Annotated in this window: 20 protein-coding genes; 11 read left to right on the top strand and 9 right to left on the bottom strand. The window is 39.4% G+C overall.

Annotated features, from left to right (window positions below):
- The first annotated feature begins 7 nt into the window (after positions 1-7).
- A complete protein-coding gene (locus IQ282_RS01220; RefSeq protein WP_194850128.1) occupies positions 8-472 on the top strand; it encodes a ferritin-like domain-containing protein in 465 nt (154 codons plus the stop codon).
- Positions 473-580: 108 nt separating this feature from the next.
- Here the strand turns inward: IQ282_RS01220 and IQ282_RS01215 are convergent, their stop codons facing one another.
- Both IQ282_RS01215 and IQ282_RS01210 read right to left on the bottom strand, forming a co-directional pair.
- Positions 581-760, bottom strand: coding sequence for a CPXCG motif-containing cysteine-rich protein (locus IQ282_RS01215; RefSeq protein ID WP_194850127.1), 180 nt, complete (start codon positions 758-760; stop codon positions 581-583).
- A 44-nt stretch (positions 761-804) separates the two neighbouring features.
- Positions 805-2745: an ABC-F family ATP-binding cassette domain-containing protein gene (locus tag IQ282_RS01210; protein WP_194850126.1), complete on the bottom strand. Its 1941-nt coding sequence runs from the start codon at positions 2743-2745 to the stop codon at positions 805-807.
- A 57-nt stretch (positions 2746-2802) separates the two neighbouring features.
- On the opposite strand from IQ282_RS01210, the gene IQ282_RS01205 reads away from it, so the two are divergent.
- The gene (locus IQ282_RS01205; protein WP_194850125.1) at positions 2803-3195 is read left to right on the top strand and encodes a DUF983 domain-containing protein; all 393 of its coding nucleotides are present in this window, start codon (positions 2803-2805) and stop codon (positions 3193-3195) included.
- Here IQ282_RS01205 and IQ282_RS01200 read toward each other — a convergent pair.
- The 7 genes from IQ282_RS01200 to topA all read right to left on the bottom strand — a co-directional run bounded on the left by IQ282_RS01200 (position 3179) and on the right by topA (position 12710).
- A complete protein-coding gene (locus tag IQ282_RS01200) occupies positions 3179-4219 on the bottom strand; it encodes an NAD(P)/FAD-dependent oxidoreductase (protein WP_194850124.1) in 1041 nt (346 codons plus the stop codon). The two genes, IQ282_RS01205 and IQ282_RS01200, sit on opposite strands and share 17 nt — an antisense overlap.
- A gap of 77 nt (positions 4220-4296) precedes the next feature.
- On the bottom strand, positions 4297-5172 hold the full coding sequence (gene porN / locus IQ282_RS01195; protein ID WP_194850123.1) for a type IX secretion system ring subunit PorN/GldN: 876 nt from the start codon (positions 5170-5172) through the stop codon (positions 4297-4299).
- Positions 5173-5194: 22 nt separating this feature from the next.
- Positions 5195-6745 carry a type IX secretion system motor protein PorM/GldM gene (gene porM / locus IQ282_RS01190; protein ID WP_194850122.1) on the bottom strand — a complete coding sequence of 517 codons (1551 nt, stop codon included), beginning with the start codon at positions 6743-6745 and terminating at the stop codon, positions 5195-5197.
- A 42-nt stretch (positions 6746-6787) separates the two neighbouring features.
- The gene (gene porL / locus IQ282_RS01185; RefSeq protein WP_194850121.1) at positions 6788-7453 is read right to left on the bottom strand and encodes a type IX secretion system motor protein PorL/GldL; all 666 of its coding nucleotides are present in this window, start codon (positions 7451-7453) and stop codon (positions 6788-6790) included.
- 55 nt (positions 7454-7508) lie between these two features.
- Positions 7509-8870, bottom strand: coding sequence for a T9SS ring complex lipoprotein PorK/GldK (gene porK, locus IQ282_RS01180; RefSeq protein WP_194850120.1), 1362 nt, complete (start codon positions 8868-8870; stop codon positions 7509-7511).
- A 114-nt stretch (positions 8871-8984) separates the two neighbouring features.
- Entirely contained in the window at positions 8985-10145 is a 1161-nt protein-coding gene (locus IQ282_RS01175) for a formimidoylglutamase (RefSeq protein WP_194850119.1), read from the bottom strand.
- A 6-nt stretch (positions 10146-10151) separates the two neighbouring features.
- Positions 10152-12710 (bottom strand): type I DNA topoisomerase, encoded by a 2559-nt coding sequence (topA, locus tag IQ282_RS01170; RefSeq protein ID WP_194850118.1) that lies wholly within the window; start codon positions 12708-12710, stop codon positions 10152-10154.
- Positions 12711-13057: 347 nt separating this feature from the next.
- Here topA and miaB point away from each other — a divergent pair, with 347 nt between their 5' ends.
- From miaB to IQ282_RS01125, 9 genes are all read left to right on the top strand, one after another.
- Positions 13058-14530 (top strand): tRNA (N6-isopentenyl adenosine(37)-C2)-methylthiotransferase MiaB, encoded by a 1473-nt coding sequence (gene miaB, locus IQ282_RS01165; protein ID WP_194850171.1) that lies wholly within the window; start codon positions 13058-13060, stop codon positions 14528-14530.
- A 2-nt stretch (positions 14531-14532) separates the two neighbouring features.
- Entirely contained in the window at positions 14533-15849 is a 1317-nt protein-coding gene (locus IQ282_RS01160) for a sigma-54 interaction domain-containing protein (protein ID WP_194850170.1), read from the top strand.
- A complete protein-coding gene (lptE, locus tag IQ282_RS01155) occupies positions 15839-16351 on the top strand; it encodes an LPS assembly lipoprotein LptE (RefSeq protein ID WP_194850117.1) in 513 nt (170 codons plus the stop codon). The genes IQ282_RS01160 and lptE overlap by 11 nt, the downstream gene beginning before the upstream one ends.
- A complete protein-coding gene (locus tag IQ282_RS01150; protein WP_194850116.1) occupies positions 16351-17199 on the top strand; it encodes a hypothetical protein in 849 nt (282 codons plus the stop codon). Before lptE ends, IQ282_RS01150 begins: the two co-directional genes overlap by 1 nt.
- Positions 17200-17535 (top strand): preprotein translocase subunit SecG, encoded by a 336-nt coding sequence (secG, locus tag IQ282_RS01145; protein WP_194850115.1) that lies wholly within the window; start codon positions 17200-17202, stop codon positions 17533-17535.
- A 139-nt stretch (positions 17536-17674) separates the two neighbouring features.
- On the top strand, positions 17675-17950 hold the full coding sequence (locus tag IQ282_RS01140) for a co-chaperone GroES (RefSeq protein WP_194850114.1): 276 nt from the start codon (positions 17675-17677) through the stop codon (positions 17948-17950).
- Positions 17951-18055: 105 nt separating this feature from the next.
- On the top strand, positions 18056-19696 hold the full coding sequence (groL, locus tag IQ282_RS01135) for a chaperonin GroEL (protein WP_194850113.1): 1641 nt from the start codon (positions 18056-18058) through the stop codon (positions 19694-19696).
- A gap of 310 nt (positions 19697-20006) precedes the next feature.
- On the top strand, positions 20007-23210 hold the full coding sequence (locus tag IQ282_RS01130; protein WP_194850112.1) for a SusC/RagA family TonB-linked outer membrane protein: 3204 nt from the start codon (positions 20007-20009) through the stop codon (positions 23208-23210).
- Positions 23211-23214: 4 nt separating this feature from the next.
- Positions 23215-24819, top strand: a complete 1605-nt coding sequence (locus IQ282_RS01125) for a SusD/RagB family nutrient-binding outer membrane lipoprotein (protein ID WP_194850111.1) — start codon at positions 23215-23217, stop codon at positions 24817-24819.
- The last annotated feature ends 139 nt before the right edge of the window (positions 24820-24958 follow it).

Here is a 24958-nt window from a genome sequence, read left to right as displayed (position 1 = left end):
AAACATCATGGACTCCAAAGTAAATACACAAAAATACCTGAATAACATTCTTGAGAAAACATATGACGCACAACGCGGCTATGCAAATGCGGCAGAGGTGACTGATCATGTAGATCTCAAAAGATGGTTTGCACAACAAGGGGCAAAGCGCACGCAGTATGCCGCATCCCTTACCAGTGAGATGAAAGGAATGAAAGAAAAGCCAGAATTTGACGGTAGTGTTACTGGCGATATGCACCGTGGATGGATGAACCTCAAAGCTGCATTTAGTAGTAATAAAGATGAAACCATTTTAGAGGAATGTCTAAGAGGAGAAAAGTCTGCTGTTGAGGAGTATTCTGAAGTTTTAGAGCATAGTAAGGAAATGCCACAAACAGTGGTTACCATTCTAACTGCTCAAAAGGACGAAATTCAAAGTACGATCAATCAGATAAAAAGACTGGAAGATATAGCAGAACATTTGAATGACTAATACCAACCCGCAGTGGCATAGATCGTTGATTTTTAACGCATCGTATTTGTAGTTAACTGCTGGCAACTTCATATAAGAAATAAATAAGCCGCTCTTGAGCGGCTTATTTTATTGACCTATTTCTTTCGCCTGAAATGAAGCGAGTTCTCCATCTTCAAAGCTTACCATCAATTCAATGGGATTACAACACACCTCACAATCTTCCACATATGTCTGAGAATACGCTGGGTCCAGTAACATTGAAATCTCCTGCCAGCAATGTGGACACGCAAAAAAATGCTCTATCATAATGATCGATTTATACTCTTGCTTTACATCTCAAAACTCTTCCTTTAAGCTACAGATTGAGTTATGTTTTCTAACTCTTCAGAAACAGTTTCCCATTTTCCCATCCATTCCTCCAGAGACTTTTTCTTTGCCTTATAGGAATCGAAAAACTTAGGGTCTTTCGACATTTTATCATAGTTGGAAGCCAGATCTGAATCCATCTTTTTCACCTCGCGTTCTAACTTATTAATCTCAGATTCCGCATTTGAGAGGCGGTTGTTGAGAGACTTTATCTTTTTCTGTTGTTCGTAGGATGGTTTATTTTCCTCACTATCCCGCTTTCGCGAAAGCGAACTCTTATCAACCTCTGTACTTTTTTCAATTTCTCGCATATCACGAGCCTTGCGCTGGTCCAGATAATAATCAATATCACCTAAATAAGCATGTAATTTATGATCGCGGAATTCGTAAACCAGGTCTGTCAGACCTTGTAGAAATTCCCGGTCGTGAGAAACAACAATCAGAGTTCCAGCAAATTTAATAAGCGCTTGCTTCAACACATTTTTGGATTGCATGTCCAGGTGATTCGTAGGCTCATCCATAATAAGGACGTTGAAAGGCTGGAGTAACAATTTACACAACGCTAGACGATTGCGTTCACCACCACTCAACACTTTTACCTTTTTCTCCACCTCATCCCCACGGAACAAAAATGATCCCAACATGTCCCTAACTTTGACTCTGTTCGTATCGTCTGCAGAGTCAATCATAGTATCCAGCACGGTTTTTTCACCGTCTAGATATTCTGCTTGATTTTGGGCAAAATAACCCAACTGCACGTTGTGACCCAGATTTACATCGCCTTTATAATCTTTTATGTCACCCACAATAATCTTGGCAAGTGTGGATTTTCCCATTCCGTTTTGCCCGACAAAAGCAATTCTAGTCCCTCGCTCAATCATAAGATCTACACCGCGCAACACATTTTTATCAGCATAGGATTTTTGAATCTTTTCAATCTCTAGAACTATTTTTCCAGGTTGTATGGACTGCGTAAAGTTGATATTCATGGCGGCGTTATCCACCTGATCAACTTCTACTTTATCCATTCTGTTCAACTTTTTTACCAGCGACTGTGCCATGGTGGCTTTACTGGCTTTTGCCTTGAACTTCTCGATCAGCTTTTCCGTGCGTTCAATTTCCTTCTGCTGGTTCTTTGCTGTGGCTGCTTGTTGCTCGCGCAGCTCTGCTCTTAGGGCTAGAAACTGAGTGTAAGGTTTGGGGTAATCATATATTCTTCCCAGGCTAATTTCAATGGTACGATTTGTAACATTATCCAGGAACATTTTATCGTGACTCACGATGACCACTGCACCAGGATAAGTCTGTAAGAATTGTTCCAGCCAAAGTATAGAGTCTATATCCAGGTGATTTGTAGGCTCATCCAGTAATAGAATATCGTGTTTTTCAAGCAGTAGTTTTGCCAGCTCGATACGCATGCGCCATCCACCGGAAAGCTCGTCAGTCAGCATGTTAAATTGTTCTGGCTTGAAGGCCAGCCCTTTTAGTATCTTTTCGGTTTCACCTTTATACTGATAACCGCCTATGATTTCATATTCATGGGTGATGTCCCCTATATCTTGAATAAGCTGCATGTAGCTATCGCTCTCATAGTCTGTTCTCGTGGCGAGTGCGTGGTTGATTTCTTCCATTTGCACTTCTATAGATCTCGCTTTCGCGAAAGCGGTATAGGCTTCTTCTAAAACGGTTCTACCCATCTCGAAGTCAATGTCCTGCCGCAAGAATCCAATACTGACGCCTTTTTCTATAGCCAGCGAACCTTGATCTGCAGGGATATCGCCAGAAATAACCTTGAGCATAGTGGATTTTCCAGCACCGTTTTTCCCTATCAAACCCACGCGGTTGCCCGCATTCAGTCTAAATGTAATTTCTTCAAAAAGTGGTTCACCGCCAAAGCTGACGTGCAAATCGTGGATGTTGAGCATAGCAATTTTGTATCTTTGCAAAGATGCGTTTATCCCAATGAACACTAAAGTTTTATTATGCTAAAAGGTACTAAATTATACAGTATTTTCACCGGTACCTGTCCCATTTGTCAGGAAGAATCAATGTACACCAGTTCTAATCTTTACAACCCTAAAAAGACGCAGGAAATGCACGAGCGTTGTTCTCATTGTGGCACTAAATACAAGATTGAACCTAGCTTTTTTTATGGCTCTATGTATGTGAGCTATGGCGTGGGAATAGCGATTGCAATGGCAGCATTTGTACTGACCTACTTTATCTTTGACTGGTCACGGTGGAATATATTCTGGCTAATTACTGCAATATCAATACTTTCATTACCCATTGTCATTAGACTTTCTCGAAATATCTGGATTAATATATTCTTAGATTATGACCCGGACAAAGCCGACTCTAATTCTGAAATCTAGATATATCCATTTCCGCAGGCATTTCAGTTCCAGTATACATTTTTTCAAAAAGTAATTTTGAAGCCCATGGTGCTACCAACGAAGCACGACTCCCCATACCGTTGAAAACATAAAGGTTCTTAAGTTCAGGATGATTCCCCACGAATGGTCTCCTATCCACTGTAGTAGGCCGTATGCCGCTTTTCTGATCGACGATCTCATAGGGAATTTTCAGAAATGTGTCCAGTTTAGAAATCAGGTAATCCCTAGCAACTTCAGTTGCATCTGAATCGATATAATCACGATCATAGGTGGCTCCTACCCAAAATAGATCTTCTTTAAATGGCATGAGAAAGACAGAGGATTTGATGATCTGATCTAACTTCAAACCTGCACACTTTATAATTAAGATCTCACCTTTATTACCCTGTAAAGGAAGGTTTTTAAACCAAGGGTTTTCCGGTAAGCGAATACCTTCAGCAAAAATGATTGCGTTTGCCTCTCTATCCTGATAAGTAACATGATCCTTGTTAATGTTCAATGCAGCGTAATCAAAAATAGCTAACTCGAACTCTTCTCTTTTTTTAAAATATTCAAAAGAACCTTGCATGTATACATTTGTATCTAGCCAGCCGGTATGATTTACCATACCATAACCATAAGGAGCTTCAATACCCTCAATCGAATCATCAATAGGATTTGTTACCATCAAATTATCTAAATCCTCACGCATCGATTTTCGAGTCCAGGTTTTCCTTTCCTTCTCATCGTGTAAGCGCCTCCACACTGGCTTTAAATGCAGCAGTGGCTCGCTCAAATAAGATTGAACCTGCGTGTAAAAAGGAAATAACAAATCGAGTTGCTCTTGCGCATTCCAGACAGGGCTAAACCGTTTCAACACCACTGGATTAAAAACTCCCGCAGCCACATGACTGGAAGCGACGGTATCATCTGCAATCCATAATATGGATTTACCTTGCAGGTGCCACTGCCAGGCAAGTGTACAACCCGCAATCCCGCCTCCTACTATTATTACGTCTTTCATAATTCAAAAATACTAAGTTAACGTCATAAAAAAAGCCTTGCGGTTGCAAGGCTTGATATTATAAATGATACATGATTCTAATAGTTCCACATATCAATTTCAAAGTTTCTAATGGTTTCCTTTAGACGCTCAGATTCTAGCAACTGCATCATGGAATTATCTGCGATATAGCTATCAATATAACGATCGCCTTGAACGTTATCGATCTTATAAATCGTAGCATTAAAGTGTCTTGAATTTAATAAGTGATCAAATGTCAAAGGCCTTGCAGAGTTCTTCTCATTGAAGACTTTAGCTTCATGCAAAATACCTCTTAATTCAGGATAGAAAACCCAAAATAGCTCCACTCCTTCTTTATCCTGTAAGAAATTCACATCAGGAGTTACAGGGGCAATGGCAATCATGCGGTATTTCAATTCTCCCTGACGGCTGTCAAAATACCATACACCACGTATGCGGTATTCCTTAACCATATTTGCATTAACAGTTGTAGTGGTAATATACTCCGCTGGAACACTTCCAGTCTGGTTATAGATAGTTATACCAGCATCAGAAGTATCCACTGTTTTCATACTGGACCCTATTTCGGCAAAATTCTTTTTAGTATTCCCGTAAGAGTCTGCATAAAGGTTGACCTTACCTTCTGCCGCAGCTTTAGTAATCACGTGAAATAACGATCTTCTATTAGAACCTACAAAGTTCGTATCCACTGGATAGTACAATGGGAAATTAATCTTTTCATCAAGATCGATTCTTTCCCACGTATTGCGTTCCCATAAGATATCGCGATCTCCCACAAAGCCATAAGGCAATGGTTTATCGTTATCATTTATGACTTGCTCTAACGTCTTCTCCCCTATTTCTTCAAAAGACTTAGCGTTAAGAATATTGTTTTGTGCCTGGGTAATCCCACAAAGAGCTACTACTGCAATAAAGGCTAACAATTTATTCATGAGTTGTATTTTATTAATTCAATTAGTCTGTAAGCTCTACAGAAACCGGTGTTACCGACTTCAAACGAACTCCAGGAACAGTTGCTTTAATCTGTGCAATTTGAACGATGGAACCTTGCGGCGCACGTTGCAATACACTTTGAGCAGCTCCATTCATTTTACTACCTGATACTTTTACTCCAGGCTGACCCTGTACTTTCAGTATAAATTCTGTCACGGTAGGCGTTAGATCAAAGTCAAAGTCTAAGAACGCAGCAGACACTGTTGATATTGCAAGGTTTGCTCTGTTCTTGCGAACTCCATCAAATTCACCACTAATCAAACCAGTAGGATTAGGAAGATCTTTAATACGGAACGTTTTTGAGTCACTCGCTTTAGAACCATCAGGAAGCGTGCCGGTTACATTAATCTTAACCTCAGCACCTCCAGAAGGTTTCATATTGTATTGTGAACCACCACGAGCACTTAATCCTGCAGCACTAGCATTTACCTTACTTGCATCAATTCCTGCAAATGAAATTGTCATAGGATTGTCAACGCCACGATAAACCACATTCATTTTATCTGCACTAATGGTTGCAGAATTTGGTCTCCCTATCACAGAATATTTCTGAGCGATAGGAATAGTTACGGTCTCTCCATTCTCCACAAACTGCATCTCACCTTTAATCTCTTTATCTCCTACTCCACCTGCTCCAAAGTTCAACATCACACGGCCATTCTTAATCTGACTCGCGGGAACCTCAGCTCCATTGATAATTACTTTGGTAGGTTTCATGTTATCATCATAACGACCCAGAACTACTTCACCAGTTACCGTTTCCCCATTAAAGAAAGCGCCTTTTTCAAGACTTACTATAGAACGATAATTATTCATAGAAGCAATCTCGATGAGCTCTCCTTGAAGTAATTGTCCTAAAACGTCTGCTTCAGCATTCTTGACATCGTTTTGCATTTGAGTCAAGTTGGTTTTTGAAGCAATCAATGGATAGCCTTCAAAATGATAATTCAAATAATTGATTTTCTCGCTACCAGGTTCACTTCTTACAGAGGGAACATCGCTAGTATCAAACTTACTCTTGATTTCTGACTTTAGATTATCATATCCAGATTCTGGCAAAGCTGCAATCATTCCCTCACGGTAATCATTCATCTGCTTTAAAAATTCTTTACCATCGTCTGTTAGGCCATCACCTTTGAAAAATCTTGAGTCTAGATAATCTGTCTTATCCTGAGCTTCAAAATCGTCTTGTTTATCGTCATCAACAGACCCCATCATGGAGTCTTTTACCGTCTTAAGGTAATTATTGAATTTATCACTGATTTCAGTAACTTTTTTTGCAGACTGCGCTGCTTCTTGATATTGTTTAGGTTGTTCTGCTGCTTTTGCTTCTAATGCCGCAAAAGATGCTTCGTTTCTCGTTTCCAGCGTTGCATTGTTATTTGCAACACTCTCTTCCATTAGTCCGAAAGCCGTAAGAACTTCTTTACTCATATTTAGTGCTAGCATTGCGATGAAAACCAGATACATTAGGTTGATCATCTTCTGCCTTGGGGAATCTCCTCCTGCCATAATTATTTAATTAGTGTGTTTTTGTTATTTAATTTTTACTAATTAACCTTTCATGGCTCCTAGCATATTCCCATAAACGCCATTTAGGCTGCTTAGGTTGTTTGCTAATCCTTCCATTTGATCTTTAAGACGACCTGCATTATGAGCAACTTGCTCATTCATTTCGGCTTGTCTAGCTGTGCTTTCTACTTGTACTTTATAAAGACTGTTCAATGATTCCATCTGGGCTGCAGCAAGTGCCATTTCCTCAGAATATTTTCTTGTAGAAGACATTGCTTCTGCAGTTGGAGCCATTCCCTTTGCTGCTCCTTCAAAACTTCTTATGCTTGTTCCCAGGCTTTCCATTAATGCCGCATCAACCTTAGCGTCTTTTAACATAGCATCCAGTTTTTTTGATAACATTCCCTGAGCATCTTCTTCCTCTAATACAGTTACTTGTTTCGCTTTCGCGGAAGCCATACCACCAGCAAGTTCTGGATAAACAATAGACCAGTCTAAGTTATCTTCTACCGGTTCAAACGCTGAAATAGCAAAAATCAGAGCTTCAGTTAAAAGTCCTATCGCAAGAAGATCACCACCTGTGAGTGTATAAAAACCTAAAGGCAGTTCCCAGTGAAGGATTTTAAAAAGTGCTCCTACAATTACAATAGACGCTCCTAGGCCGTAAGCCATGTTAAATAATTTCTTTGTTGTTTTAGATTGTGCCATTAGAGAATGTACTTAGTTAAAGGTTATAAAATGATTATTAGTGAAAATGGGTCGGTTAATTTGTAGCCGCATTTAGGGTAACATCTGTTCCCACGTATGATTGAACAGTTCTGAAACCTATATAGCTTCTTGCAGAATCCTGATACTCATAGTCTCTAGTTCCAACTTCTAGGAAGTAAGAAACGTCTTTCCAGGATCCACCGCGAACTCCCTTGCGACGGTTACTCTCGTCATTAACTACAGGATTCATGGAAGACATATATTCATAGGCACCTGGCTCATAAGAAGAGTTTACCCATTCTGAAACGTTTCCTGACATATTGTACAGATTGTAATCGTTAGGATCGTATGATTTTGCCTCTACCGTGTACAAAGCTTGATCTGCAGCATAATCTCCACGTAAAGGTTTGAAATTTGCCATAAAACAGCCTCTGTCATTTTTAGCATAAAATCCACCCCATGGGTATGTTGCTCCTTCTAGACCACCACGTGCTGCATACTCCCATTCTGCCTCCGTAGGAAGTCGGTATGGAAAAACACGTTCTAAATTGCGTTTACTTCTATAATTGTCGTGATAGGTAGTTCTCCACTGACAAAATGCTTTAGCCTGTTCCCAGTTCACTCCTACTACTGGATAATCACTGTATGCCTCATGATAATAATAATCATTGTGCATGGGCTCATTATAACTGTAATTAAAATCACGGATCCATACGGTGGTATCTGGATAAATCTTGATTTCATTCTGACTGATGAAATCCTTTCTTTTTAAACCAGGGTTGCGAGCCGCTTTTTCAATATCCTGCACGGAATATCTATAGATCAATTTTTCTACATCTATGGTTCGAACTCCATTGTAAGCTTCCTCATAAGGAATGTACATGGAGTCGTAAGCTTCTGCATAATATTCATCTGGAATGTCTGCAGTATCCCAGATCAATTCTTCATCCCAATTGAGATAACGACCTTCATACCCTGTTTCTCCTAGACCTACATAATTTTCTAACACATACTGTTGCCATACGGATGGGTCTTCAGCAGCATCCTTAAATGCAAAATCACCGGTACCACCACTTCCTGGTGTCAACCCATTGTCGTCTGCCATAATAGCAAGTCGCATCCTTAATGTGGAATCACGTACCCAGTTGGTAAACTTGCGATATTCAGCATTAGTAATTTCAGTCTCATCCATATAAAAGGAAGTCACTGTAACTGTTTTAGGTGGCGCATTCAATGTAGCAGCGATGTCATCATCAGCCTTACCCATTATAAATGCACCTCCAGGAACTAGTGTCATTCCGTAGGGTTTCTCCGGATGCCATTTTTTCCCTTTTGCACCTACCAGTTGTCCTCGATCTCCCTTACCACAACTGGCAAGAAAACCAACAACCGCAACTAGCATAAGTAACTTTTTCATATTTACGTTCCTCTTTGGTTTAAGATTTAAAAGCCGGTAAACCTATTTAAAAGATTCCATTCCGCCAACTTTTTTCTTTTTGTTTGTTTGATATTAATGCTTTGAGAACCTCTATTATACCTCGTTTTTCTGCCGCGCTTTCAACCAGCGTTCCGGCAAAATTTGAGAAGTTGCCTGTACATAATCTTCCTTATCACACGGTAATAACGTGTATTGTTTTAGTTTATTATTAACGTTTGAAATAAAGGGTAGCTCCACCCACCAGCGTTCGGTTTTGCTGGATTTATAGAAAATCAAGGTCTCATCATCTATAGGCACTTGATACCTCAAAAAGTCCTTTGAAACATCCACTGGGTACTCATTACTGCGGTAATTATATCCCTCTATAAAGTACCAGATGATCTGAGAAACAGCACTCGACATTAGCTCAAAATCACCTGTTGGAATTTCGAAAATACCGAATGTAGTTAGTCGATCGCTGATCCCTGCATACCTCGACATACGACACATTTGTGTCGATTGAAACCCATTTGGATCCCCTTTATCGTAAAGTAAGTCACTCGATCGAATACTTCTGACATCTATTCCCACCAGATCTGCATCTCTCAAAACCGACTCTGCTATTGTAATATCAGAATCCAAAACACCTAAACGTATCGCGTCAAAATATAGGCGATCTAATAAGTCAATCTCGTCCTGAGAATTGAAATAGGTTTGATACCCCAAGTTGCTGTAATTGAAAAGATTATAAGGCTCTGTAGCAACCATTTTCCCTATAAAACTGCGGTTACTAATAGGTAAGTCAATATTCCCTAAATCAAAACGACTGTCAATATTTACCACGTTAATCATCTTGCTATGCTCATCATAAGCTCTGTAGATGGGATACATTATATCCTGACTTCCTCCCAAAAATATAGGAACGATATTCTTATCCAATAAATAAGCCGTCAATTCCCGCACTACGTAATACGTATCTTCCACTGTTTCTCCTGCAACCACATTTCCAAGATCAGCTATAGTAGAGTGCCAGTTACCCGGGAAAAGTTCATAAAGCTTCATACGTATATCATCCAGACTCTCCACTTGAAATATAGCCGCAGCATCCTTGCGGTTTTCTAAAATAGAAATTATTGCCAGATCTACATCTTCTAAACTAGGAAGACCATCCTGTGCCGTATGCATCAAGATGGTCTGTCCCAAAGTTCGAGGTTCTTGAATCCTAGCATGAGCCGCAGTGACTTCATCAATAGGTTTGAGATACTCTAATATCATAAAAGCTTATTTCTTTTTCGCTTTCGCAGTAGTTGTTTTTTTCTTTGCCGGTGCTTTTTTTGCTGCAGTAGTTTTCTTCTTGGCCGCAGGTTTCTTTTTAGCTGCCGCTTTTTTCTTTGGTGCTTTCTTCGCTATCATTTCCTTGGCTTGTTCCAGTGTGATCGTTAATGGATCAATGGTTTTTGCCAGTTCAACTTTAATCTTCCCTTTGATTATATTGTGTCGTTTCCACCGTGCCTTCTCAATGCGTATTCCTTCTTCTTCCCAATCAACGATTAGTTTATCCTTTTCTTTTTGGACCTTGTCCTTAATCAAGGTTTCAATATCGTCATTAGTCAGATTATCAAAATCGTATTTCTTATTCACTGAGATGAACATGTCGGCCCATTTGATATAGGGGCCAAATCTACCCACACCTTTTGTTACAGGTTGATCGTCATACATATATATAGGAGCATCTGCTTTTTCTTTAGATGCGATCAATTCTCCAGCACGTTCAAAAGTCAACGTCAAAGGATCGTCGCCTTCTTCAAGGGAGACAAACGTCTTTTCATTGAACTTTACATAAGGACCAAAGCGACCTTGACTCACCTCAACGGGATGTCCATTGTATTCACCTACAGTTCTAGGAAGTTTGAATAAATCCATAACTTCCTCAAGTGTCACGGTATTGAGCGATTGAGACGGTAATAAACTGGCAAATTGTGGTTTTTCTTCATCTTCTACAGTTCCTATCTGAGCCATTGCGCCAAACCTTCCTAGTCTAACAGATATAGGTTTACCGGTTTTAGCATCTGTTCCCAGCACTCGTTCCCCTACCTCACGCTCTGCGTTCTCTGCCACATCTGTTACCGTAGGGTGGAAATCTTTATAGAAGTGGCTCATCATATCTGTCCACTCCTCTTTCCCCTCTGCGATATTATCAAAAGATTCTTCTACTCTTGCGGTAAAATTATAATCTAATATATTCTTGAAATGCTCTACTAGAAAATCGTTTACCACGCGACCTACGTCAGTTGGGATTAATTTTCCTTTACTACTCCCTGTAGTTTCTGTTAGTTCATTTTCCTTGATGGCGTCATTCTTAAGAAGCAATTGAACATAAGCACGTTCTTCACCTAGATTCATTCCTTTCTCTACATACTTTCTATTTTGTATAGTAGTAATGGTAGGTGCATAAGTAGATGGTCTTCCTATTCCTAACTCTTCTAATTTTTTAACCAGAGAAGCTTCTGTATATCGATAAGGAGGTCTCGAGAAACGCTCTGTTGCAGTAATCAATTTATTGTCTAACTCTTGTCCTTTTTTAAGGTCAGGCAACAATCCTTCTTGTTCTAAATCCTCGTCATCGGTACTTTCCAGATAAACTTTTAGGAATCCTTCAAATTTGACGATCTCTCCGCTAGCCGTAAAGTTTTTATCGTGCTTATCTGCAGATATAGTAACATTCGTACGTTCTAATTTTGCATCACTCATCTGGGAAGCAATAGAACGTTTCCAGATCAACTCATATAAACGAGTCTGATCGCGATCTGCACCACCGCTATGTAGGGCAAAATCTGTAGGACGGATCGCCTCATGAGCTTCTTGTGCTCCTTTGGATTTTCCTTTATAATTACGTTCCTTATGGAAATCTTTTCCGTAGGCTTTATTTATTTCGTTTTTAGCACCAGATTTAGCTTCGCTACTTAAATTCACACTATCCGTTCTCATATAAGTAATGAGTCCAGCCTCATACAATCGTTGTGCGAGTTGCATGGTACGGCTTACATTAAAGGAAAGTTTTCTGGAAGCTTCCTGCTGTAAAGTTGATGTTGTAAATGGCGGCGCGGGAGATTTAGTCGCTGGCTTTTTGACAAGATCAGAAACATGGAATTTTGCTCCCTTATTTTTTTCTAAAAAGTCTTCTGCCTCCTTACGTGACGAGAGGTTTGAAGGCAATTTAGCTTTTAATGCTTTTTTATCTTTCGTTAGAAACTCGGCATCGATACGGTAAAAATTATCGCTTTTAAAATCGATAATATCTTGTTCCCGTTCTACAATTAATCGCACGGCAACAGATTGTACCCGTCCGGCACTTGCACCACCTTTAACCTTACGCCATAGAATAGGCGATATTTCATACCCTACAATCCTATCCAGAACACGACGTGCCTGCTGTGCATTAACTAGATCATAATCAATAGACCGTGGGTTATCGATCGCGTGCTGCACCGCGTTTTTTGTAATGGAATTAAAAACAATTCGTTTGGTCTTTTCCTTCTTAAGATCTAGTTGTTCTGCGAGGTGCCATGCAATAGCTTCACCCTCACGATCCTCATCACTCGCAAGCCATACCATGTCTGACTCTGCAGCCATTTTCTTTAGCTTCTTAACAAGGTCTTTCTTGTCGCTATTAACAATGTAACTGGGCTCAAAATTTTTATCAACTGCAACACCCAACTCCTTAGCGGGTAAGTCTGCAATATGTCCAAAACTGGACGCGACTTTATAATCCTTTCCTAAAAATTTCTCTATTGTCTTCGCCTTTGCAGGCGACTCCACGATTACCAGATTCTTTGCCATTCCACATCTCAATTTAGGCTGCAAAGGTATATGATATTTTTATTTATAATTCAAAATGCTGCTAAACAGCTGTTTAGGATTAAGCATAATGCTATAACGTTTTCATATTGGGTGAGTTATATAATAAGGTATCATTAGCATGGCTAACAAATAATGTAAGACAACGCACCCTTAACGCTTCACTTCCCTTTAATATAAAAGATTCCCGTGTTACTTTAATTCCTTTCTATTACGCTTTCGCGAAAGCGAAATAGCCCTCAAAATAAAGCACACAAGAAACCTGCTGCCACTTTGTCACATCCATGGCAAAAAAACTATCTTTGCACTCTTTATTTAAGATTGCGATGATGGAAAAGATTATTGATGAAAATTTACAAGGAACGGCTATGAAAGTCGCTCCTATGGAGCAGAATAAACGTAAGCTCTTTATAGAAAGTTATGGCTGCCAGATGAACTTTGCTGATAGTGAGGTCGTGGCTTCCATTCTTGCTACCCAGGGATTTAATACCACTCAAAATCTGGAAGAAGCAGATCTTGTTCTTGTAAATACTTGTTCTATACGCGATAAGGCAGAACAAACCGTGCGCAAGCGTCTCGAGAAATATAATGCCGTCAAGGCGAGTCACAATCCCAATATGAAAGTGGGCGTTCTAGGTTGCATGGCAGAACGCTTGAAATCTAAATTTCTCGAGGAGGAAAAGATTGTAGATATGGTCGTGGGACCAGATGCTTACAAAGACCTCCCTAATTTAATTGCAGAGATTGATGACGGTCGTGATGCGGTCAACGTTTTGCTATCGCGAGATGAAACTTATGCTGATGTATCTCCGGTCCGATTAAATTCCAACGGTGTGAGCGCCTTTGTGTCCATCACCAGAGGTTGTGATAACATGTGTACGTTTTGCGTGGTCCCATTTACCCGCGGTCGCGAGCGCAGCCGTGATCCTCACTCAATTCTAGATGAAGTTAATGACCTAGCAGCAAAAGGATTTAAAGAAATTACCTTATTGGGTCAAAATGTCGATTCCTATTTATGGTATGGCGGCGGACTCAAAAAAGATTACAAAAAAGCTAGTAAAATGGCCAAAGCTACTGCCGTTGACTTTGCTCAATTGCTACATAAAGTGGCTAACGCACAACCGGGAATGAGAGTTCGATTCTCCACCAGTAATCCGCAAGATATTAGTGATGACGTGCTGCACGCTATGGCCGCGCATAGAAATATTTGCGATTACATTCACTTACCCGTACAATCTGGAAGTGATAGAATCTTGCAAGAGATGAACCGACTGCATACCCGACAAGAATACATGGACTTAATTGATCGTGTAAAAAGCATCATTCCAGGTGTTTCCATTTCCCAGGATATTATCACTGGATTCCCGACAGAAACTGAAGAAGATCATCAGGATACTTTGAGCTTAATGCGTTACGTAGGTTATGATTTCGGATTTATGTTTGCCTATTCAGAACGTCCAGGAACGATGGCGGCTCGCAAGATGCCAGACGACATTCCAGAAGAAGTAAAGAAAAGACGACTGGTAGAGATTATTGATCTACAGCAAGAATCAAGTGCTCAAAGAACGGCTCAAAATCTAGGAACCATTGTAGAAGTTCTGATCGAAAAGCCCTCAAAAAAATCTGCAGATCAATGGGCAGGAAAAACAACACATAACGTTGTGGCCGTATTCCCAAAAGAAAATTACAAGCCCGGAGATTTTGTATTGGTGCGGGTGGATGATTGCACAGGAGCGACATTGATAGGAGAAGCCATAGGATATAGTGACATGGAAGGACCACTTAGAACGGCAGCATTATGAGTATAGAAACAGTACAATCTGTCAAACAGCGCTTTGAACTTATAGGAAACGATGCAGTTTTTAACCGTGCGATTGAGAAAGCATTGCAGGTGGCACCTACAGATATTTCTGTGCTCGTTACCGGAGAAAGTGGGGTAGGAAAAGAAAGCATCCCGCGCATTATCCACTCGCAATCTTTTAGAAAACACGCTAAATATATTGCAGTTAACTGTGGTGCAATACCAGAGGGAACGATTGATTCTGAACTTTTTGGTCATGAGAAAGGTGCTTTTACCGGTGCAACACAAACGCGCAGTGGTTACTTTGAAGTTGCAGATGGCGGTACCATTTTTCTTGATGAAGTAGGTGAACTACCACTACCTACACAGGTCAGATTGTTAAGAGTCTTAGAAAATGGAGAGTTTCTAAAAGTAGGTTCTTCCCAGACTCAGAAAACAGATGTACGTATCGTCGCTGCAACAAATGTGAATTTATTCACTGCGATTGAAAAGGGAAAATTCCGGGAAGATTTATATTATCGATTGAGTACCGTAGAAATTGAGTTGCCACCGTTGCGCGAGCGAAAGGGCGATATTCACCTGCTATTCCGCAAGTTCTGTTCAGATTTTGCTAATAAATATAAAATGCCCACGCTGCGACTGGACGATCCAGCTATTCAGGCTTTGACAAATTACCGCTGGAGTGGAAATATAAGACAGTTGCGCAACGTTGCAGAACAAATAAGTGTTTTAGAAAAAGAGCGCAATATCAATGCCCCTACTTTAAAGGAATACCTACCAGATACTGGATCAAATCTTCCTGCAGTTGTGGGAAGTACTAAAAAAACGAGCGATAGCGAGTTTGCTAACGAGCGTGAAATCTTGTATAAGGTTTTGTTTGATATGAAGAATGACCTCAATGATCTCAAGAAGCTTACCAGCGAACTTATGAACAGCGCCAGCAGTGGTGATGAGGTTCAAGAAAAGCAGCAAGGGTTGATCAATAGGATTTATGGCGGCGGCAAAAGCAATGAGAACAACGATAGCAACTCCTATGCATATGAGGATGTCATCGATCAGGCTTATGAAGTAAGTCAAGAGGATTCTCATGAAAAATCATCAGAGCCAGCTACTAAAACTGTAAAATCTGCAAGCTCTAGCGATCGCTATGATTTTGCTCAAGAAGTTGAAGAGGAAGAATCCTTATCGTTAGTTGACAAAGAAATTGAGTTGATTAAAAAGTCTCTAGAACGTCATGAAGGTAAACGCAAGGCAGCTGCTGATGATTTAGGCATATCAGAACGTACATTGTACCGCAAAATCAAACAATATGATCTCTAGATTTCTAAAGATAATAAGTGCCCTACTCCTATTTGCAAGTTTGCAGTCGTGTGGTTTTTATAGTTTGAGCGGCGTCTCAATTCCCGATAATGTAAAGACTTTTCAGGTTGATTATTTTGGATATACAGCGACACAAGTAGAAGTAGGCATCGAGAGAACATTCACACTTGCCTTGCAAGATTTGATTCAGGATCAAACCAGTTTAAGTCTCGTTAATTCAAACGGAGATTACTTGTATCAAGGGGAGATAACTAGATATTACATATCTCCTATCACTGCAACAGCAGACAATCGAGCGTCACAGAACAGGGTGACAATTGACATCAACGTTCGCTTTGTTAATAATAAGGATGATGAGAAAAGCTTTGAAAAATCATACACATTCTATTACGATTACCCTGCAAACACACAATTACAAAACGCGGCATTAGATATTGCCCTGGAAGTAATATTTGACCAGATCACACAAGAGATTTATAACGATACACTGACAAACTGGTAATGATCGATTTAGAACGTCTACATACCATAATTTCAAATCCAGATCAACTGCATACAGACGATCTAGAAATGCTATCTGGTGTTATCAATAAACATCCCTATTTTCAGGCAGCACGCAGTATTTACTTGAAGGGATTGTATAATGAGCAAAGCCCCTTATACAATAAGGAGTTGCAAATAACAGCCGCACACACCACAGACAGATCCGTTTTATTTGATTTTATTACTTCTGACGTTTTCATTCAGAATAGAATTAGCGAGCAAATCAAACAGCAACAAGAAGTGATCGAGGAACTTGATGTGGTAATAGATCAAGAAGTCGATGTGAATGTCATTGATGAGCCAGCACCCATCAAAACGACAGTGCTTAACATTGATAAAGAATTTACCCAAGTTGCTGATGTGGATTTATTTGAAAAAAAGAAAGCTGATGTTGATGAGGTTTTGAACTTCACCAAAAACGAGAAACACAGTTTTCACGAATGGCTCAAGTTAACGGGAGTTACTCCTATTGATAGAGATGTATCACAGAAGCAATCAAAAAATATAAGCGTTTCTGAATTAGAAGACCATTATCGCAGCGATAAAATGAAGCGAATAGATGAGTTTCTCGCTGCCAAACCTAAAATTACTCCTCGTAAAACAGGCCCGATTGGAACGCCTACTATAGAGCCATTAGATAGTGGCAAACACCTTATGACAGAAACACTGGCCAAGGTTTATCTCGCGCAGAAAAACTATGATAAGGCTATAAAATCCTATGCCGTTTTAAAATTGCAACATCCAGAAAAAAGTGGTTTCTTTGCAGACCGAATTAGGGAAATTGAAAATTTACAAAGCAATAATTAAATGACTACATTTTATATAATCTTAGGTCTTATTATTTTTGTTGCCTTTTTGCTCATTGTAGTAATCATGGTACAAAACCCTAAAGGTGGCGGTTTGTCTTCCAGCTTCGGCGGTGGTGGAACGCAGCAGTTAGGTGGTGTTAAAAAAACAGGTGATTTTTTAGACAAAAGTACCTGGGTACTCTCAACAACATTACTAGTTTTAATTCTCGCTGCCAGTACATTCCTGATTAAGGAAAGAAATAGTGGTGCAATTAGAGTTGCAGACCCTGTAGAAATTGAAGCTCCTGTATCTCCAGCGACTAATAATACTGCCATTCCAGAAGAAAACCAGTAGAAAAATTTACATACAACTGACAATATATCCAGCGCAACCCGCTGGATATTTTATTTTATGATGTTTTGTCAGCTATTAGAACGTGGCACATTTATAGACCATTACATTACTTATTAATCAAACAAAACATTTTTTTGAAATGGCATTAAATATTCAACCGTTATCAGATAGAGTTCTAATTGAACCATCTGCCGCAGAGCAAAAAACAGCTTCGGGACTTTACATTCCAGATACCGCAAAAGAGAAACCACAACAAGGTAAAGTGGTTGCTGTTGGGAAAGGTAAAATCGATTATGAAATGACTGTTAAAGTAGGAGATACTGTACTTTACGGAAAGTATAGTGGTACAGAACTAAAGGTAGAAGGTAATGATTACCTAATGATGAGAGAAGAAGATATTCTTGCAATAGTTTAAGAATAGTTCGCTTTCGCGAAAGCGATAAAAGCATCTTTCATTTTACAATTAACTTTTTAATTAAATCAATATCTATTTCTTAGAAGTAGAAGATACAATAGCATTATGGCAAAAAATATAAAATTTGACGTAGAAGCAAGAGACGGCATTAAGCGTGGCGTTGATGCATTAGCAAACGCAGTTAAAGTAACGTTAGGACCTAAAGGTCGTAATGTTATTATAGGTAAATCATTTGGAGCACCTGTGGTGACTAAAGATGGTGTGAGCGTTGCAAAAGAAATCGAACTTTCTGACGAGCTTGAGAACATGGGCGCACAGATGGTTAAAGAAGTTGCGAGTAAGACAAATGATCTTGCAGGTGATGGTACAACTACCGCGACTGTTCTTGCACAAGCAATAGTCAAAGAAGGTTTGAAAAACGTAGCAGCTGGAGCAAACCCGATGGATCTTAAAAGAGGAATCGATCAGGCTGTAGAAGCAATCGTTAAAGACCTAGAAAAGCAAGCTAAAAAAGTAGGCGATTCTAACGAAATGATTAAACAAATCGCATCCATTTCTGCTAACAATGACGAGATGATTGGTGATTTGATCGCTAAAGCATTTAGTAAAGTAGGAAAAGAAGGTGTAATCACTGTTGAAGAAGCTAAAGGAACGGAAACTTATGTGGATGTTGTTGAAGGAATGCAGTTTGATCGCGGTTATCTTTCCCCTTATTTCACAACGAACTCTGAGAAAATGACTACCGAGTTGGAAAATCCATACATCTTGTTGTTTGACAAGAAGATTTCCACGATGAAAGACTTGATGCCTATTCTTGAACCAGTGGCGCAATCTGGGAAACCATTATTGATCATTGCTGAAGATGTTGATGGCGAGGCTCTAGCTACATTAGTAGTGAATAAGCTACGTGGTGCACTGAAAATTGCGGCTGTTAAGGCTCCAGGATTTGGTGATCGTAGAAAAGCAATGTTAGAAGACATTGCAATTCTTACTGGTGGTACGGTCATTTCTGAAGAAAGAGGCTTCACACTTGAGAATGTCACTATCGATATGTTGGGAACTGCAGAGAAAGTGGAAATTAACAAGGATAACACAACTCTCATAAACGGTGCCGGTAGCAATAGCGATATCCAAGTGCGTGTAAATCAGATTAAATCTCAAATCGAGAACACGACATCTGATTATGATAAAGAAAAACTTCAAGAACGTCTTGCTAAACTTGCTGGTGGTGTTGCTGTCCTTTATGTAGGAGCAGCAAGTGAAGTTGAAATGAAAGAGAAGAAAGATCGTGTTGATGACGCTTTAAATGCAACTCGCGCTGCAGTAGAAGAAGGAATCGTTGCCGGTGGTGGCGTTGCCTTGATACGTGCCAAGTCGGTTTTAGAAAAACTAAAAGCAGTTAATTTTGACCAAGAAACTGGAATCTCCATTGTTGCGAGAGCTATTGAAAGTCCGCTAAGAATCATCGTTGAAAATGCTGGTGGTGAAGGAAGCGTTGTTGTTTCTAAGATTTTAGAATCTAAAGGGAATTACGGTTATGATGCTAAAAACGACAAATACGTCGATATGTTGAAAGAAGGAATTATCGATCCTAAAAAAGTGACTCGTGTCGCTTTAGAAAATGCTGCATCAGTAGCAGGAATGATTCTTACAACAGAATGTGCGTTAATTGAAATCAAAGAAGATAGTGGCAGCGGCTCAGGAATGGGCGGCGGAATGCCTGGAGGAATGGGTGGAATGATGTAGTCAAACTTCCTTATTATTATCAAAAGCCACCTCGAAAGAGGTGGCTTTTTTCTTGCGGTAAAATTGATAAATACGATTGATTATTTTCAAAAATAATGTCCTAATGCCGCGGTTTAAATCACTAAAGCGATAGGTTTAGGAGAAGATATGAGCTCATATTTATTTTAACAAATAAATCATGGAATGCAACTTACTGAGCGATTGAAGGTTGCAATTAAATTAGTTTTATTTTTTAATTAGTAGGGACGGTTGTTAGTGTAGTGTTAAATAATTCTAATATATTTATCCCAACAAATAAATCTATCAACGCATGAAATTATTTTATCACAAAATGCTTGTACTTGTCATGGTACTCGCCGTGCAGTTTGCATTTGCACAAAATCCCATAACCGGGAAAGTCACAAACTCCGCAGGAGAACCGCTGCTTGGAGTAAACATTAGTAAAAAAGGAACCAATATTGGTACGCAATCTAACTTCGATGGAGAATATACCATTAGAGCTACAGATGGCGAAGTTTTGGTTTTCGGCTATTTGGGTCTTAAATCTCAAGAAATAATAGTTGCCGGTCAAAGTGTCATCAATGTTACTATGGAGGAAGATGCTCAAGCATTGGGACCTGTTGTAGTTACTGCATTAGGTGTTTCCAGAGAGAAAAAATCTTTAGGTTATGCTACGCAGACAGTTACAGGTGAAGAAATTACCGAAACTAGAAACCAAAATGCACTTAACTCTTTAAGTGGTAAAGTTGCTGGTGTACAGGTAAGTAATTCAACAGGTGCTTTAGGTGGTTCTACTCGAATCCTTATACGTGGTGCGAGTTCTATTACTCAAGAAAACAGACCTTTGATTGTAGTAGATGGTATTCCATTAGATAACTCCAACTATAACACGACCGGTGCTCAAACCGGTGGTGGTGGTCGTGATTATGGGGATGCCGGGTTTGACATCAATCCCGATGACATCGCTACTCTTAACGTCCTTAAAGGTGGAGCGGCAGCAGCACTATATGGATCGCGTGGTATTAATGGTGTAATCTTGATTACCACTAAATCAGGTAAAGCAGGTAAGTCATCCATAACCATCAATTCAGGAGTTACATTTGACGAAGTTAATATCCTTCCTAAAGTACAAAAGCTGTACGGTGGTGGCGCTGGTAATCCTCAAACTATAGGTCAGACAGATTTTGGTCAATCTACTATTAACGGAACCACGTATGATGTAGTGGCTTACGGTGTTGATGAATCATGGGGACCTCGTTATGACCCTAACCGTTTAGTTCTACATTGGGATGCATTTGATCCAGAATTTGCTGAGGATTTCTTACAGCCACGTGCCTGGATAAACCCGAAAAATGGTAAGGATGATTTCTGGGAAACCGGAGTTCAATTCAATAATAGTGTAGCATTTGCTTCTGGTACTGAAAAATCGACATATAGATTGTCTTTAAACAATACACAAACTGAAGGCATTGTGCCTAACACGAACTTGAGAAAAACTTCTATTAACTTAAATGCGACATCTCAACTAACTGATAAGTTTAAAATTAACTCGACCGTAAATTTGACGGTAACTGATGGTTTCAACAGGCCTGGTTTTGGTTACACAGGAGAAGGAGTTGTTCAACAACTGTATCAATTCGGTCAAACATCGTTAGATTATGAAAGACTGAAAAAATATAAGAAAGCTGATGGTTCACAACGCAGCTGGAACAGGGTTTCTGCTACCAATGGTGATGCATTGTACTCAGATAATCCATACTGGACATTATATGAGAACACAGCAAGTGACAAACGTACTAGATGGTATGGTACAATAGGAGGCCAGTATAATTTCACAGATGAATTATATGCTGTGGCTAACGTATTTGCAGACACTTATAGCTTTGCTGTAAATAGTCAAAGAGCTGTTGGTTCTGTAGATCAAGCATTTTACTTGGAACAAAATAGAACGTTCCAAGAGGTAAATTATGAAGGAAGACTTCACTATGATAAAACTTTCTTAGACAACAAGCTTTCCTTAAATGCATTTGTAGGTGGTAATAAGAGAGTAAACGAATTCCATAGATTGTCTGCAAGTACTTCTGGTGGTTTAGTTGTTCCAGGTTTGTATACTATTACAAACTCTGCTGCACCTGCTTCTGTTACAGAATTTGATTCAGACAGACAAGTGAACAGTTTATATGCTTCTGCATCATTCGGTTACGATAACACTTACTACTTGAACTTTACAGGTCGTAACGACTGGTCTTCCACGTTACCAGCTGACAATAACTCGTTCTTCTACCCTTCTGTAAACGGTAGTGTTGTATTCTCTAATTTTATTGACGCACCATGGTTAACGTTTGGTAAATTAAGAGGTGGGTATTCAGAGGTAGGTAGTGATACTGATCCATACCAACTGAAAAACTACTTTGGCGCTCAAATTCCATTCTTAGGTGATGTACCTTTCAGCCAAGGAGGCGGTAATAATAATGCTGAGTTGGGACCAGAAACTAAAATCAGTTCTGAAATAGGTGTTGAACTTGGATTTTTAAAGAATCGTTTGAAGTTAGACATGACTTATTACTCTGAAAAAACTGAGGATCTGATTACCCCAGTAACTGTAGATCCTGCAACTGGATTCAGCAGTACTTTCGTAAATGCAGGAAGTTTAAGAAACCGCGGTTTGGAAATTTTCTTAAGCGGTAAATTAGTACAGACTGAGGATTTTAGTTGGGATCTTTCCGTAAACTTTAATAAGAATAATAGTGAGGTATTAAGTCTAATCGATGATGTTGAGTCCTTAGAAATTGCTCGATTCCCTTTTAACGGTGTTACACTAAACGCTGTTGTAGGAGAACCATACGGTGTAATTAGAGGTACTAACTATGTTTTCGACGATCAAGGTAACCGAGTTATAAATGCTAACGGAAGTTATGCAGAAACGAGAAATGTTGAAAATCTAGGATCAATCCTTCCGGATTACAACATGGGTATCAGAAACAGTTTCAACTACAAAGGCTTTAGCCTAGGTGCTCTTATAGATATTCAAAAAGGTGGTAAATACCGTTCTTTAACAAATATCTGGGGAAATTACTCAGGAATCTTAGAGCAAACAGCTGCTAATAACATTCGTGAAGAAGGAATAGTTCTTCCAGGTGTTACTGGAACAGTAGCTTATGACGTAAATGGAAACTACACAGTTACGAACACTGCTCCAAACACTCAAGTTATTCCAGCACAGCAATATGGGCAGGATTTCTATAACGGAAATGATGCACAAAACGTATTTGATGCAGATTATGTAAAATTGAGAGAGATTACTTTAGGATATTCCATTCCGAAAAAATATACGGAAGGATTTGGAGAAATCAGTATTACTGCCTTCGCGCGTAACTTGTTCGTATGGGGTCTAGACAATGAAAACTTTGACCCAGAAGTAGCTACCGCAGGAAGTGGTAACATTCAAGGATCAGAGGGAGGATCCTTACCATCAACCAGAAGTTATGGTATGAACTTACAATTAAAATTCTAAGAAAATGAAAAAGAACCTATTAAGAGTGATTATGGCTGTGATGGCCCTAGGAATTGTCTCTTGTGATGATGACCTTGAAAATATCAACGTAAATCCTAACCAAGCGGAAATTGTCCCTACGAGTAATGTTTTTGCAAGTGCTACAAAGCAGTACATGGAAACTACAGAGGATGGATTCAACTCGGGTCGTCTTACATTGCCATGGATGCAATACTGGGCGCAAACTGCCTATGCAGTGGAAGATGCTTTCCGTTATAGAGAAACAACAGCGACTGGTTTGTATAACGTTACTTATTTCGTAGCAACTGATTTAAAGTATATCCTAGATCAAAATACGAATGAAGCCACAAAAGGTAATGCTGCTGCTTATGGTAATAATGAGAACCAAATCGCAGCTGCTAGAATAATGATGGCCTACGGCTTCTATCAGTTGACTAATTTCTTCGGAGATGTACCTTACTATTCCTATGGAAATCCTCAAGAGAGTTTTCAAGCTTTAGCAATTGGTGATGGAACATTGTCTCCAGTATTTGCTGATCAACAAGATATCTACACAGATATTTTAAAAGAATTGAGAGAGTCTGCTGATATGATCAACGAAAACGAAATAGTTTTTGTGAGTGGTGACAATATTTTTAATGGCGATGCGACTAAGTGGAAGCGCTTTGCAAATAGTTTGATCTTAAGAGTTGCTAACAATACCAATGGCGTTGATGCTGCGGCAGCTAATGCTGCGATAGATGCTGCTATAACTTCAGGTGTTATGCTATCAAACGATGATAATGCAGTTCAAGCATTTGATACTGCAGATGATAATGCTTCACCATTGTGGCAAGCTTTTATTGCACGTACTGACTTTGCGGTTGCTTCTACTTTTGTAAATCTTTTACAGGGAGAAACTGGTACTTTTGGTCAAGACCCAAGATTGTTTGAAATGGTAGCTCCTACCGATGCTGGAATAACTAGCGTCAAAGAAGCCACTTACCCTCGTAACACGGACTATGCTGCTTATGAAGGTATGCCTTATGCATTCCCAAATCCAGATAAATTCCCACGTTCTGCTTTTTCTTATGCAAGTAGCAAAGTGATAAAGCCAGATTATGGCGAAGTATTAATGGAGTTTGCTGAAGTACAGTTTATTATTTCAGAACGTAACGGATTTGCTCAAGGCAATTATATCGCAGGGGTTACTGCATCCATGGAAAAATGGGGAGTATCTACGGCTGACATTGCTACATTTGTATCAGGTTTACCTGCAGCAAATAGGGAGAATGTTTTGACTCAAAAATATGTAGCTTTATATATGCAAGGACATACTGCTTACGCAGAATATCGCAGAACTAAATTACCGGCAGATGATATTTTTATACTGCCTAATGAGACAGTGATATTACCGCAATCTCAAGTGGATGCTTTACCAGCATCGTTTAGAGTTACATCTTATGTTTTCGTTCCACAGAACACTGACGTAACCTTAACTGAAATGCCTAAGCGTTTGAGATACCCACAATCACTGCAAACGCTTAACCGTGAGAATGTTCAAGCTGCATCTGCTAAATTAAGTAATGGGGATGTTCTAAATAGCCCATTGTTTTGGGATGTGAACTAACCGCCTTAAAAAGTTTTGCTTTTTGAAAGAAAGAAAAACTTAATTAAGCAATCGTTTATGAAATTAAGCTCAAGGATAAATCATCCTTGAGCTTTTTTGATTTATAGATATTCTTGTATTTGTTTTTAGTGTTATAATT

The organism is Nonlabens antarcticus (genome assembly GCF_015356755.1).
Classification (GTDB): Bacteria; Bacteroidota; Bacteroidia; order Flavobacteriales; family Flavobacteriaceae; genus Nonlabens; species Nonlabens antarcticus.
The sequence above is the reverse complement of the archived record's forward strand: the minus strand, read 5'-3'. Positions and strand labels throughout refer to the sequence as shown.